Origin of the sequence: Pseudarthrobacter sp. S9 (genome assembly GCF_050156545.1) — a bacterium.
In the GTDB taxonomy this organism is placed as follows: Bacteria; Actinomycetota; Actinomycetes; order Actinomycetales; family Micrococcaceae; genus Arthrobacter.
In genome coordinates this window covers 1,448,215-1,460,350 of record NZ_CP189576.1, presented here as the reverse complement: position 1 = coordinate 1,460,350, position 12,136 = coordinate 1,448,215, and the positions used below count along the sequence as shown (strand labels likewise).

At 66.8% G+C, this 12,136-nt stretch carries 15 protein-coding genes; 8 read left to right on the top strand and 7 right to left on the bottom strand.

The annotated features are described in order from the left end of the window. Positions 1-28: 28 nt before the first annotated feature. The 5 genes from ACQCSY_RS06840 to ACQCSY_RS06820 all read right to left on the bottom strand — a co-directional run bounded on the left by ACQCSY_RS06840 (position 29) and on the right by ACQCSY_RS06820 (position 3,669). Positions 29-724, bottom strand: coding sequence for an urease accessory protein UreF (locus tag ACQCSY_RS06840; protein WP_427134291.1), 696 nt, complete (start codon positions 722-724; stop codon positions 29-31). A gap of 4 nt (positions 725-728) precedes the next feature. Further along, positions 729-1,214 carry an urease accessory protein UreE gene (gene ureE, locus ACQCSY_RS06835; RefSeq protein WP_427134289.1) on the bottom strand — a complete coding sequence of 162 codons (486 nt, stop codon included), beginning with the start codon at positions 1,212-1,214 and terminating at the stop codon, positions 729-731. Positions 1,215-1,278: 64 nt separating this feature from the next. Next, positions 1,279-2,991, bottom strand: coding sequence for an urease subunit alpha (gene ureC, locus ACQCSY_RS06830; protein ID WP_427134288.1), 1,713 nt, complete (start codon positions 2,989-2,991; stop codon positions 1,279-1,281). Then, complete coding sequence (locus tag ACQCSY_RS06825) at positions 2,988-3,350, bottom strand: urease subunit beta (RefSeq protein ID WP_427134286.1); 363 nt, start codon at positions 3,348-3,350, stop codon at positions 2,988-2,990. Before ACQCSY_RS06825 ends, ureC begins: the two co-directional genes overlap by 4 nt. Positions 3,351-3,366: 16 nt before the next feature. Further along, complete coding sequence (locus tag ACQCSY_RS06820) at positions 3,367-3,669, bottom strand: urease subunit gamma (RefSeq protein ID WP_427134284.1); 303 nt, start codon at positions 3,667-3,669, stop codon at positions 3,367-3,369. A gap of 418 nt (positions 3,670-4,087) precedes the next feature. Between ACQCSY_RS06820 and ACQCSY_RS06815 the strand changes: the two genes are divergently transcribed. From ACQCSY_RS06815 to ACQCSY_RS06780, 8 genes are all read left to right on the top strand, one after another. Further along, positions 4,088-4,513: a CoA-binding protein gene (locus ACQCSY_RS06815; RefSeq protein ID WP_427134282.1), complete on the top strand. Its 426-nt coding sequence runs from the start codon at positions 4,088-4,090 to the stop codon at positions 4,511-4,513. A gap of 86 nt (positions 4,514-4,599) precedes the next feature. After that, positions 4,600-5,472 (top strand): polysaccharide deacetylase family protein, encoded by an 873-nt coding sequence (locus ACQCSY_RS06810; RefSeq protein WP_427134280.1) that lies wholly within the window; start codon positions 4,600-4,602, stop codon positions 5,470-5,472. A gap of 40 nt (positions 5,473-5,512) precedes the next feature. Further along, positions 5,513-5,935 carry an MmcQ/YjbR family DNA-binding protein gene (locus ACQCSY_RS06805; protein ID WP_427134278.1) on the top strand — a complete coding sequence of 141 codons (423 nt, stop codon included), beginning with the start codon at positions 5,513-5,515 and terminating at the stop codon, positions 5,933-5,935. Continuing rightward, on the top strand, positions 5,932-6,480 hold the full coding sequence (locus ACQCSY_RS06800; protein WP_427134277.1) for a DUF1990 family protein: 549 nt from the start codon (positions 5,932-5,934) through the stop codon (positions 6,478-6,480). The genes ACQCSY_RS06805 and ACQCSY_RS06800 overlap by 4 nt, the downstream gene beginning before the upstream one ends. A 14-nt stretch (positions 6,481-6,494) precedes the next feature. Further along, positions 6,495-7,097 (top strand): hypothetical protein, encoded by a 603-nt coding sequence (locus ACQCSY_RS06795; protein ID WP_427134275.1) that lies wholly within the window; start codon positions 6,495-6,497, stop codon positions 7,095-7,097. A 67-nt stretch (positions 7,098-7,164) separates the two neighbouring features. Continuing rightward, positions 7,165-7,485 carry a putative quinol monooxygenase gene (locus tag ACQCSY_RS06790; RefSeq protein WP_427134273.1) on the top strand — a complete coding sequence of 107 codons (321 nt, stop codon included), beginning with the start codon at positions 7,165-7,167 and terminating at the stop codon, positions 7,483-7,485. Between the two features lie 83 nt (positions 7,486-7,568). Next, on the top strand, positions 7,569-7,862 hold the full coding sequence (locus tag ACQCSY_RS06785; RefSeq protein WP_427134271.1) for a DUF503 domain-containing protein: 294 nt from the start codon (positions 7,569-7,571) through the stop codon (positions 7,860-7,862). A gap of 751 nt (positions 7,863-8,613) precedes the next feature. Next, positions 8,614-8,919 carry a hypothetical protein gene (locus ACQCSY_RS06780; protein WP_427134270.1) on the top strand — a complete coding sequence of 102 codons (306 nt, stop codon included), beginning with the start codon at positions 8,614-8,616 and terminating at the stop codon, positions 8,917-8,919. Positions 8,920-9,034: 115 nt separating this feature from the next. Here the strand turns inward: ACQCSY_RS06780 and purL are convergent, their stop codons facing one another. Together purL and purQ are read right to left on the bottom strand one after the other, a co-directional pair. Next, entirely contained in the window at positions 9,035-11,368 is a 2,334-nt protein-coding gene (purL, locus tag ACQCSY_RS06775; protein WP_427134268.1) for a phosphoribosylformylglycinamidine synthase subunit PurL, read from the bottom strand. Then, a complete protein-coding gene (gene purQ, locus ACQCSY_RS06770; RefSeq protein WP_427134266.1) occupies positions 11,365-12,135 on the bottom strand; it encodes a phosphoribosylformylglycinamidine synthase subunit PurQ in 771 nt (256 codons plus the stop codon). Before purQ ends, purL begins: the two co-directional genes overlap by 4 nt. Position 12,136 lies beyond the last annotated feature (1 nt).

Sequence of the window (12,136 nt, the reverse complement as noted above, 5' to 3'; positions counted from 1 at the left end):
GGTGCTCTGGCCCCGTGGGGCGGATTCTCTAAGACATGAAGATGCGGGCGCGCTGGCGTTCGTGCCGCATCTGGGCAATTTCCAGCCCGGGCGCGGCGGCGCCAAAATCGTCCGCATCGAGCGAGTGGATGGTGGCCACGGCTTCCACGACGACGGCGTGTGCCCCGCGGAGCACGCGCTGGCCGGCGTTCTGGCCAATCGGGATGGCCCTGATGGCGTTCTGGGTCAGGGATGTGACCGTGGAAAACAGGTAGGCGGCCAGCAGCTCCGCGGCGGGGATGGACAGGGCCCGGCCCACCAGCGCGACGGCGATGGCCGGGTGCCCGGCGCAGCGCCCGTCCGCCACGCGGGCGGCATAGGAATCCAGCTCGCCGCCGGGGGCCACCTGCCGGGAAATGTCCAGCATGCGCAGCCCCATCTTGGTGCCGGCCTCGCGGATCTCCCGCGGCAGCGCGGCCGCGGCCAGCATGGTGTCCAGCGCGAAGACCTCCGCCACGGAGTCCGCCTCCAGCGCCAGCCGGATCGCCAGGCCGTCGTTGTGCACCAGCTGGATCCGGATGAACTCCGCCAGCCACTGCGCAAATCCGGCCTCGTCGTTGATCAGCCCGCGCTCCAGGTACATCTCCATGCCAAAGGAGTGGCTGAAGGCGCCGGTGGGCAGGGCGGAATCGCTCAGCTGCAGCAGGGCCAGCAGGTACGGCGGCGGTGCGCTGGCGGATCCCATGGCGCTAGTGGGTGTGGCCGGCGTGCCGGAACGGCACCGGCATCACGCGGTCCTGGCGGGAGTACGGAACGCCCACGTGCAGCAGGTGGTCCTCCACCGTATGGTCGAACTGCACCACCATCACCTCGGCGCCGAACTCGGGGCCGGCGTCGAAGAACTGCGCCTGCAGGTGCCGGTTGCCCAGGTTGTGGGCCACCGTGCCCATCTCCGTGATGGAGCGCGGGGCAATGACCAGCACGTCCGTGGATTCCACCGACACGACGATGGCGTTCTGCCCGTCGCGGAACAGGACGTCGCCGTCGCGCAGGTCCCCGGCGGATCCGGCCGGGGCGTTAAGGCGCAGGCCCAGCTCTCGACCGTGGTCCGTGGTGACGCGCTGGATGCGCATGACGAGGGCGGCGCTGGGCAGCACCACCTTCTCCAGGTGCAGGCCGTCCAGCTCGCCGTCGGGCAGCTCGTGGACGTTGGCCAGGACGTTTTCAACAATCATGGGGTACCGCTTTCGGAATGCATCTTGGGTCTAGAACAGTCTGCGTCTTAGAACAGTCTGCGTCTTAGAACAGAAAGAAGCGCTGGGCCATCGGCAGCACGGTGGAGGGCTCCGCCGTCGCCGCGACGCCGTCCACGGTGACGGTGTAAGTCTCCGGATCCACCTGGATGTCGGGGGTCTCGCCGTTCAGCTTCATGTCCGCCTTGGTGAGGTTCCGGATGCCGTGCACGGCCCGGATCTCGTGGTTCAGGCCCAGCTGCCCGGGCACACCGGCGTCGACGGCGGCCTGGGAGAGAAACGTGATGGAGCTCGAGTGCACGGCGCGGCCGAGGGCGGCAAAGTTCCCGCGCAGGGTCCGTGGCTGCGGCGTGGGGATGGAGGCGTTGGGATCGCCCATCACGCTCATGACCATCTGGCCGCCCTTGAGCACCATCTCCGGCTTCACGCCAAAGAACGCCGGGTGCCAGAGCACCAGGTCGGCAAACTTGCCTTCCTCCACGCTGCCCACGTAGTCATCGATGCCGTGTGCGATGGCGGGGTTGATCGTGTATTTGGCCACGTAGCGCTTGATCCGCGCGTTGTCGCCCACGCTCGGATCGTCGTCGAACTTTCCGCGCTGGCGCTTCATGGCGTCGGCCACCTGCCAGGTGCGCAGCACCACCTCGCCCACCCGGCCCATGGCCTGGGAATCGGAGCTGGTGATGGAGAAGACCCCCAGGTCGTGCAGCACGTCCTCCGCGGCGATGGTCTCCTTGCGGATGCGCGAGTCCGCGAACGCCACGTCCTCCGGGATGTCCGGGCTGAGGTGGTGGCAGACCATGAGCATGTCCAGGTGCTCGTCCACGGTGTTGACCGTATACGGCAGCGTGGGGTTGGTCGAGGCCGGGAGCACATTGGGCATGCCGGCAATCTTGATGATGTCGGGGGCGTGCCCGCCGCCGGCACCCTCCGTGTGGAAGGTGTGGATGACCCTCCCGGCGATGGCCGCGATGGTGTCCTCCACAAAGCCGCACTCATTGAGCGTGTCCGAGTGGATGGCCACCTGGACGTCGTACTCGTCCGCCACGCGCAGGGACATGTCGATCGAGGACGTGGTGGCGCCCCAGTCCTCGTGCACCTTCAGGCCGATGGCGCCGGCGCGGATCTGCTCGGCCAGAGGCTCGACGGCGCTGGCGTGGCCCTTGCCGAGAAGGCCGATGTTGATGGGCAGGTTGTCCACGGCCTGGAGCATGCGCGAAATGTGCCACGGCCCGGGCGTGACGGTGGTGGCCTTGCTGGCATCGGACGGCCCGGTCCCGCCGCCGATCATCGTGGTGACGCCGGAGGCCAGCGCCACAGGCACCTGGTCCGGGCTGACAAAGTGCACGTGCGTGTCAATGCCGCCGGCCGTGAGGATCTTGCCCTCGCCGGCGATGATGTCCGTGGCCACGCCGATGGTGATGTTGACGCCGGAGGAGATTTGCGGGTTGCCGGCCTTGCCGATCTTGAAGATGTGGCCGTCGCGCAGCGCCACGTCCGCCTTGTAGATGCCGGTGTAGTCCAGCACGACCACATTGGTGATCACGGTGTCCGGGATGTCCTCCTCGCGGACCAGCTGGCCGTTCTGGCCCATGCCGTCGCGGATCACCTTGCCCCCGCCGAACACCACTTCCTCCCCGTAATTGGTGTGGTCGTATTCGATCTCGGCGAACAATTCAGTGTCGGCCAGCCGGACGGCGTCGCCCGTGGTGGGCCCGTACAGGTCCGAGTACTGCTTGCGGCTCAGTTCAAAGCTCATTTGGTGTCCTCCTCGAGGGAACCGGGGACGCGGGAAACCAGGCCGTGCGAGGGGTACAGGGGGCCGTTGACGGTGTCGCGGAGGCCGTAGACCTCGCGGCTGCCCCCCAGCGTCACCAGGTTGACGGTCTTGGCGTCGCCGGGCTCAAAGCGGACGGCGGTGCCGGCCGGGATGTCCAGCCGGCGGCCGTAGGCGGCCTTCCGGTCGAATTCCAGGGCATCGTTGACCTCGGCAAAGTGGTAGTGGGAGCCCACCTGGATGGGGCGGTCGCCGCGGTTGGTCACGGTCAGGGAGAGCGGGATCAGCCCCGCATTGCAGCTGACGCCTGCCTCGAGCAGCAGATATTCACCGGGTTTCATGGTTGTCCTCCTGCGCTTAGCGGATCGGGTTGTGGACGGTGACCAGTTTGGTGCCGTCGGGAAAGGTGGCTTCCACCTGGACATCGGCGATCATGTCGGCAACGCCCTCCATCACGTCCTCGCGGCGGAGGATGGTGGCCCCGTAGCTCATCAGCTCGGCCACCGTGCGGCCGTCGCGGGCGCCCTCGGCCAGCTCGTAGCTGAGGATGGCGATGGCCTCCGGATGGTTCAGTTTGAGGCCGCGGTGCTGGCGCCTTCGCGCCAGATCGGCAGCCACAACAATCATGAGTTTCTCGTGCTCACGGGGCGACAAATGCATAGGGAACTCCTCAGTTCACAATGAAAAATAAGTCTCCACCCGTTATCTGCGACCGGCCAAAGAATAGGCCGGGAGGTCCGTGGATACGGCTAGGTTATCAGAGATATTACGCCCCCAGCCTTGCGTTGGCTTCGCCCTAGCGACATCTGGTTGGGTTGTAGCTCGAGGCCTGCAGTGGCGCAGCATCCGGCGGCTTCCGCGACGGGCGCGGCCCGAGCCTCCCATCGTCGCCCACCCCGGCGCCGCCGACGTCGAAACGCTCGGCCTGGACCCGAACAAACTCCAGGCCGTACAGATCGAAGGCATGTTCGGCCGTCCGTCATTCCCGGGCGGCCCGCCAGCCAGTCATTCGTTCGGAGCGGGCTCGCTTGCCGGCGGCCGCGTCGGCCGCCCCCGGCGCGGCGAGTAGGCTGTGCTCATGGCCCACGTTAACGCCCCGGCAGTCCTCGAACGGCTGATGCGCACCAAGGGACGGTGGGCCATCGTCGGCCTCACCACCAACGAATGGCGCGCCGCCTACGACACCTCCCTGTTCATCAGGGACCGCCTGGGCATGGAGATCATCCCGGTGAACCTGCCGGGCGATCCCGTCCACGGCGAAACGGGGTACTCCAGGCTGGCGGACATTCCGGCCAGCAAGCAGCCCATCGACGTCGTTGATTGCTTCGTGAATTCGCAGAAAGTGGGCGACGTCGTTGACCAGGCGATCGCCGTCGGCGCCAGGGCCGTCTGGCTGCAGCTGGGAGTCATCGACGAAGCGGCAGCCGAACGCGCCAAAGCCGCAGGCCTGGACGTGATCATGAACGCCTGCCCGGCGCAGGACGCCAGTCGCTTCGGCCTGTAACAGCCGGCGCGGCCTCCGCCGTCCAAATCAGACATATTCGTCTGTTAGTCTTCTGCTGAATCGTTCCCCGGATGCCAGGATCAGCCATGTGTGAGCACTACCCGTCAATGCTCCCGGCGACCCTTGGAAGGAGGGCCGCCGTGGGCCTGTTGGGGGCCTCGCTGGTGGCTGCCTTGGGGGCGTGCGCGGCTCCTGGAAGCGCGGCGCCGGACCCCTCGCGGGCGCCCGGTTCCGGCTCGGGTCCGGGGCAGCCGCTGTTGTCGGTGTTGACGGGCGGCGAGCGGAACGCCGCGGTCCCGGGAGCCCTGCGCCGCCCGGGAAAGCGCATTCGGCGGACCTTCATCCCCGATTTCACCCTGCCGCCGGTCCAAAACGGGATGGCGCCTGTCCTCACCAGAGTCATCACGAAGCAGCCGGTGGTGTTCCTGACGATCGACGACGGAGTGACGAAGACTCCGGAGATGGGCCGGCTGCTGGCCGAGTACGACTACCCCGCGACGATCTTCCTCACGCGGAACTTCGTGCAGGATGATCCGGGCTTCTTCAAACAGTTCGAAGCCCAGGGAAGCCTGGTGGAAAACCATACGATAAGCCACAACGTGAACATGTCCCGCCAACTCGGCTACCAGCAGCAGCTAGCCGAGATCACCGGCATGCAGGACTACGCCCAGCAGCAGTTCGGCCGCCGGCCCACGCTGTTCCGGCCTCCCGGAGGGGACTACTCCAATGCCATGCGGCAGGCGGTTGCCGCGGCCGGCATGAAAGCCGTCGTCACGTGGGAGGCCAAGGCGAACGCCGGCCGCATGGACTACCAGTACGGGAATTCGTTGCGGCCCGGCGACATTGTGCTGATGCATTTCCGGCCGGAGTTCGCCGCGGACCTTGCCGCGTTCCGTGCAGCGCAGCTCGCTGCCGGACTCGAAGTGGTGCTGCTGGAGAACTTCCTCGGCGTCGCCTGAGCCTGGCCCGAATGTCGGCGGAGGGAAGTAGGCTCGAACCATGGACGCAGCCGCACTCCGGGGACTGTGCCTCGGCTTTCCCGGCGCTTTTGAGGACTTTCCCTTCGGACCTGAGACGTCCGTGTTCAAAGTGCGGGCCCCGGTCTCCGGCGGTGCCCGGCACGAAGCCAAGATGTTCGCGCTTTCGGCGATGGACGAGGCCGACTTTTCCGTCAGCCTGAAGTGCGAGCCGGCGCTGGCCGAGCAGTTGCGCGCCGCCCACCCGGAGATTACGGGGGCCTGGCACATGAACAAGACCCACTGGAACGGTGTGCGGCTGGACGGGTCCCTACCCGACTCGATGATCCGGGACATGGTGGAGGACTCCTACGACCTCGTCGTCGCCACCCTCAGCCGGCGCCAGCAGGAACAGCTCGGATGGGCCAGGCTTGCGCAAGGCGCCGCGGGGAAGGTGCAGCCATGAGCGGCCAGCGGATCGCCGCCGGCGAGCTGAACTACGAGGGCATCGGCACCACAGAGCACGGGCCTGCGCCGGCGGATGTCGAGTGCCTCATTTCGCAGGCCTACGTGGGCGACGGCCTCGCGGCGTACCGGCGCGCCGTCCAGGGCATGCTGACATGGCAACTCCAGAAGCGGGCCGGGCTCCGGGTCCGTGCGGAGTCCGACGTCGTGGTCCCGGGCACGCGCGTCGTGAGCGGCTTCGGCGTCGGGCCGTTCCGGATCGACGCGCCCTGCGAGGTCGTCTGGGTCCGGCGCCCGGTCCCGGGAGACGGACCCCAGTCGGCAGGATTCGGCTTCGGCACGCTGCCGGGCCACCCGGTCCGCGGTGAGGAGGCGTTTGAGATCTTCATCGATGAGAAGGATATGGTGACCATCAAAATCACGGCCTTCGGGGTTCCGTCCAACCGGTTCTACGCGGCCGGTGGCACCGTGGCGAAGCGGGCACGGCGACGCATCACGTCCCGCTACATTAGGAGTGCGCAAGAACTGGCTGCAGGTGTGAGCTGAGCAGGAGCACGCAGATGCTTGATCAACAGACCCTTGACCGGTTGTGGGACTCCGACAACCCTGAACTCTCAGAAGCCCGCTTCCGGGCGGCGATCGCAGAGGAGGGGTTCGACGCCGACGAGCGGGCCGAGCTCACCACGCAGCTGGGCCGGGCCATCGGCCTGCAGGGCCGTTTTGAGGAGGCCGACGCGCTGCTGGACTCGATCGACGGCGACGAACCCACCGTGGCCGTCCGGGTCCTGCTGGAACGCGGCCGGCTGCTGAATTCCAGCGGCCAAGCCGCCATGGCCGTGCCGCTCTTTGAACAGGCCGCGGAACTCGCGGACCATCTGGGCGAGGAATTCCTGGCGGTGGATGCACTGCATATGCTGGCCATTGCCGACTCCGCCCACGCCGAGACCTGGAGGCGCAGCGCCCTGGAATACGCCTCCACGGTGCACGATCCCAGGACCAAGCGGTGGATGGTGGCGCTGCACAACAACCTGGGGTGGACACTGCACGACGCCGGCCGCTGCACCGAGGCCATGGTGGAGTTCCAGCTCGCCGAGCAATGGGCGGAACGGGTGGGCACGCCGCGGCAGCAGGAACTCGCCCGGGAGGCCATCAACGCCTGCTGAGGGCTCCGTCTGCCTCTTCCGCCTCTGACAGAATGGAAAGCCGACTTACCCCGCTGAAAGGCCCGCCGTGATCTTCATCGTCGTCAAATTCAAGGTCAAGCCCGAATGGTCCGAGCGTTGGCTCGGCCTCGTGGAGGACTTCACGCAGGCCACCCGCAAGGAGCCCGGCAACCTGTGGTTCGACTGGTCCCGCAGCGTGAAGGACCCCCACGAATTCACTCTGGTCGAGGCCTTCAAGGACGACGCCGCCGGGGTCCATGTCGACAGCGAACACTTCAAGCAGGCCATGGCGGACATGCCGCAGGCGCTGCTGGAGACGCCCCGGATCATCAGCCGCCGGCTCGATGGCGAGGGCTGGGACCGGATGGGCGAGCTCACCATCGCCTAACCTACTACCGCCGATTGCTCCGTAACGGCCCTTTTGAGCGCCCAAAACGGCGGTTACGGAACAATCGATGGGAAAATGCGGGCATGTGGATCGGCTGGATTGAATTCGACCTCCTCCTCGGCGATGTACACAGCCTGAAGGAGAAGAGGTCCGTGGTGCGGCCGGTGCTCGCCGAGCTCAAGCGCCGCTTCGACGTCTCCGTGACCGAGGCCGGCCTGCAGGACCAGCACCGACGCACCGTCATCGGCGTCGGGCTGGTCTCCGCCGACCGGGCCCACCTCGTGGAGGTCCTCGCCGCCGTCGAACGCTTCGTGGCCGCGCGCCCCGAACTGGAGCTGCTCAGCGCGCGCCAGCGGGAGCTCCGCAGCGACGACTGACCATCGATTGCTCCATAGCCGCCGTTTTGGCGGGCCAGAAGGGCATTCCCGGAGCAGCGGATGGGGGTTGTGGATAACTCCTGCAGCCTGCCCGTGGTTCTGGTCTGATGATGCCATGAAGATCGCACAACCGCTGCCTGTTGAGTTCCGGACCCGCCCCTTCACCGTGGTGGAAGCGACCCGGGCAGGCCTCAGCCCGAAACGGCTGCGTCACGGCTCGCTAAGGAAACTCGGTAAGGGGATCCGCTCCCCGGGCCCGACGGCGGAGGTCTCCTTGAGCGTGAGTGTGCGGCCCTTCATTGAGGTCAATGAGCGATGCGCCGCGTCGCACCTCAACCGCCGCGGAGCTCTTGTCGCTGCCGCGGCGCCGGCAGAAGGAGGCACCACAGATGTATCACGTCATCAGGCCGGAGGGTGCGGCCCACCTGAACCGTCCCCATGTGATTGTCCACCGGATGAAGCTCTATGAGGACGAGATCACCATTCTGGACGGTATTCCCATCACCACGCCCGAACGCACTTGGCTGGACCTGGCCGAAATGCTGACCGTAGACGAACTCGTTGTTGCCGGCGACAGTTGCGTGAGGGTGCCTCGACCTGACTTCGAGGACCGGGACATGCCACTGTTCAGCCTCGCGGACCTGCAGAGAATGATCGACCGGCCAAGGGAAAACGTGGGCTCCGGAAGGCGAAGGAGGCCATCAAGCTCATCCGGGTGGGTTCCGATTCTCCGCAGTAATCCCTGCTGCGGTTGGCGATCGTCCGGGCTGGCCTGCCGGAGCCGGAGCTGAACGTCCCGATCATCGGTGCCGACGGGACGCGGCATCACGAGCCCGACCTGTCCTACCGGAAGTACCTGATCGGAATCGAGTATGAGGGGGAACAGCACGGTGACGAGGGCCAGATCGTCCGGGACATAGCACGGTCCGAACGGTATGCGGCCCTGGGCTGGGCGGAGGTCCGGATTTCCAAGCGGCACATGCACGACGAGTCGAAAGCCGCGGTGGCCAAGGTCCGCTCTGCGCTCGCGCAGGCGGGCTGGCGTCCCGGCAGGTGACTCAAGCGCAGGAGATTAAGCGACTGCTTCGCAACTGCCCTTCCGGGGGTCCAGAAGGGCGGTTGCGGAGCGGTCGATGGAGGTTGGGCCCACGCAGCCAGGGCGGCGGTGGGGGCTAGCCGAAGTACTTCGGCAGGGTGGCCTCGTGGGCTTCGCGGAGCGACTCAAGGGACAGGGTCTCGACCCCGGTGACCTCCAGCTGGCCGCTGGCGGCATCCACCACGCCGATCCGGATGTGCGCGAAGCCGCGGGCGGTGCACATGTCCTTGAAACGGATCTCCTCCGAGCGCGGCACCCCCACGATGGCGCGGCCCTGGGATTCGGAGAACAGCGCCGTGAACAGGTCCACGCCGTCGCGGTCCAGGACATCCTGCAGCGCGATCCGTGCGCCCACGCCGTAGCGCAGCGAGGATTCCACGAGGGCCGCCGCGAGGCCGCCTTCGGAGAGGTCGTGCGCGGAGTCCACCATGCCGTCTCGGGAGGCGTTGATCAGGATTTCACCCAGCGCGCGTTCGGCGGCGAGGTCAACCTTGGGCGGCAGTCCGCCGAGGTGTCCGCGCATGTTGGACCATTCCGAACCGTCCAGTTCTGCCGCCGTCGTGCCCAGCAGGTAGATGGCCTGGCCGTCTTCCTTCCACCCCGACGGGGTACGGCGGGCGACGTCGTCGAACTTGCCCAGCACGGCCACCACCGGGGAGGGGTGGATGGGGACGGTGCCGGTCTGGTTGTACAGCGAGACGTTGCCGCCGGTGACCGGGATGCCCAGCACCATGCAGGCGTCGGACAGGCCCCGAATGGCCTCGGCCAGCTGCCACATGACGTCGGGGTCCTCGGGAGAGCCGAAGTTCAGGCAATCGCTGACGGCCATGGGCACGGCGCCGGAGGTGGCGACGTTGCGGTACGCCTCGGCCAGCGCCAGCTGCGCGCCGTGGTAGGGATCGAGGTAGGTGTAGCGGCCGTTGGCATCGGTGGCCAGGGCCACGCCCAAACCGGTTTCCTCGTCCACCCGGACCACTCCGGCATCGTCAGGGAACGCCATGGCGGTGTTGCCGCCGACGTAGCGGTCGTACTGCTTGGTGATCCAGGACTTGTCGCACATGTTCGGCGAGGCAATGAGCTCGGTAACAGCGGCGGCCAGTTCCGCGGGGGCGGAAGGGCGGCCGGCATCCTGCACGGACCCGGTGAAAGCATCTGCCTGTACGGCGTCCTGCCATTCGGGGCGGGCATACGGGCGGTCGTAGACCGGACCGTCGTGGGCCACGGTGCGCGGGTCCACGTCGACAATGACCACGCCTTCCCACGTGATGATCAGGCGGCCGGTATCAGTGACCTCGCCCAGCCAGGAGTACTCCACAGCCCACTTGTCCATGACCGCTTCAAAAGCAGCGATGTTCTCTGGGGTGACCACGGCCATCATGCGTTCCTGCGACTCGGACATCAGGATTTCGCCCGGAGTCAGGGTGGGGTCCCGCAGCAGGACGGAGGTCAGTTCAACTTCCATGCCGCCGTCGCCGTTGGAGGCGAGCTCGGACGTGGCGCAGGAAATGCCTGCGGCGCCCAGGTCCTGGATACCTTCAACCAGTGAACCCTTGAACAGCTCCAGGCAGCACTCGATCAGGACCTTCTCGGCGAAGGGGTCGCCCACCTGGACGGCGGGGCGCTTGGAGGGCTTGGTGTCGTCGAAGGACTCGGATGCCAGCACCGAGGCGCCGCCGATTCCGTCGCCGCCGGTGCGGGCTCCGAACAGCACCACCTTGTTGCCCTTGCCGGAGGCGTTGGCGAGGCGGATGTCCTCGTGGCGCATCACGCCGACGGCCAGCGCGTTGACCAGCGGGTTGCCCTGGTAAACGGAATCGAAGACCATCTCGCCGCCGATGTTTGGCAGGCCCAGGGAGTTTCCGTAGCCGCCAATGCCGGCAACGGCGCCGTGCATGACGCGGGCCGTGTCTGGGTGGTCAATGGCGCCGAAACGCAGCGGATCCATCACAGCCACCGGGCGGGCGCCCATGGAGATGATGTCGCGGACAATGCCGCCAATGCCGGTTGCGGCACCTTGGTAGGGCTCCACGAAGGACGGCGAATTGTGGGACTCGATTTTGAACGTCACGGCCCAGCCGTCGCCCAGGTTGGTGACACCGGCGTTTTCGCCGATGCCCACCAGCATGTCTTTCTTCATCTCCTCGGTCACCTTTTCACCAAACTGGCGAAGGTGGTTCTTGGAGGACTTGTAGGAGCAGTGCTCGCTCCACATCACGGAGTACATGGCGAGCTCGGCGCCGGTCGGGCGGCGGCCCAGGACCTTGACGACCTCATCGAACTCGTTCCGCTTCAGGCCCAGTTCGGCCCAGGGGAGTTCGGTGTCCGGTGTCTTGGCCGCGTTCTCGACGGTGTCGATATTGAACTTCTTGGCGGTCTCGACAGGCTCGACCACCGAGGGTGTCTCCGTCATTTGTTTGCTCCCACGATTTTGTTCAGGACAGAGGTGAAGAAGCCGAGGCCCTCGGTGCCGGAGCCGTTTTCCGGACCGAACCCGGTCTCCACTGCGTGCTCCGGGTGCGGCATGAGGCCCACCACATTGCCGGCGGCGTTTGAGATGCCGGCGATGTCGCGGCGGGACCCGTTCGGGTTGAAGCCGACGTAGCGGAACACCACACGGCCCTCCGCCTCGAGGGCGTCGAGGGTCTTCTCATCGGCGATGTACTGGCCGTCCTGGTTCTTCAGCGGGACGGTGATCTCCTGGCCGGCGGCGTAGTCGCCGGTCCAGGCCGTGGTGTTGTTCTCCACGCGAAGGATCTGGTCGCGGCACATGAACTTCAGGTGGTCGTTCTTGATCATGGAGCCGGGCAAAAGGTGCGACTCCGTCAGGATCTGGAAGCCGTTGCAAATGCCGAGCACCGGCAACCTGGCGTTCGAGTTGGCAGCGTCGATGACCTTGGCCATGAGCGGCGCGAACCGCGAGATGGCGCCGGCACGGAGGTAATCACCGTAGGAGAAACCGCCGGGAATCACGACGGCGTCGACGTCACCCAGCGTGGTGTCGGCGTGCCAGAGCGCCACCGGGGTGGCGCCTGCCAGACGGACCGCACGGGCGGCGTCGCGGTCATCCAGGGTACCGGGGAAAGTGACGACGCCGATCTTGGCGCCGGCGAGGCTGCGCTCTGCGGGAGCGCCCGCCGCGACAGCAACGGCCTCGCCGATCAGGGGGAGTTCAGTCATG

Coding starts and splice junctions, on each gene's coding strand:
- ACQCSY_RS06840 (WP_427134291.1), bottom strand. CDS start 724: ATGGGATCCGCCAGCGCACCGCCGCCGTACCTGCTGGCCCTGCTGCAG.
- ureE (WP_427134289.1), bottom strand. CDS start 1,214: ATGATTGTTGAAAACGTCCTGGCCAACGTCCACGAGCTGCCCGACGGC.
- ureC (WP_427134288.1), bottom strand. CDS start 2,991: ATGAGCTTTGAACTGAGCCGCAAGCAGTACTCGGACCTGTACGGGCCC.
- ACQCSY_RS06825 (WP_427134286.1), bottom strand. CDS start 3,350: ATGAAACCCGGTGAATATCTGCTGCTCGAGGCAGGCGTCAGCTGCAAT.
- ACQCSY_RS06820 (WP_427134284.1), bottom strand. CDS start 3,669: ATGCATTTGTCGCCCCGTGAGCACGAGAAACTCATGATTGTTGTGGCT.
- ACQCSY_RS06815 (WP_427134282.1), top strand. CDS start 4,088: ATGGCCCACGTTAACGCCCCGGCAGTCCTCGAACGGCTGATGCGCACC.
- ACQCSY_RS06810 (WP_427134280.1), top strand. CDS start 4,600: ATGTGTGAGCACTACCCGTCAATGCTCCCGGCGACCCTTGGAAGGAGG.
- ACQCSY_RS06805 (WP_427134278.1), top strand. CDS start 5,513: ATGGACGCAGCCGCACTCCGGGGACTGTGCCTCGGCTTTCCCGGCGCT.
- ACQCSY_RS06800 (WP_427134277.1), top strand. CDS start 5,932: ATGAGCGGCCAGCGGATCGCCGCCGGCGAGCTGAACTACGAGGGCATC.
- ACQCSY_RS06795 (WP_427134275.1), top strand. CDS start 6,495: ATGCTTGATCAACAGACCCTTGACCGGTTGTGGGACTCCGACAACCCT.
- ACQCSY_RS06785 (WP_427134271.1), top strand. CDS start 7,569: ATGTGGATCGGCTGGATTGAATTCGACCTCCTCCTCGGCGATGTACAC.
- purL (WP_427134268.1), bottom strand. CDS start 11,368: ATGACGGAGACACCCTCGGTGGTCGAGCCTGTCGAGACCGCCAAGAAG.
- purQ (WP_427134266.1), bottom strand. CDS start 12,135: ATGACTGAACTCCCCCTGATCGGCGAGGCCGTTGCTGTCGCGGCGGGC.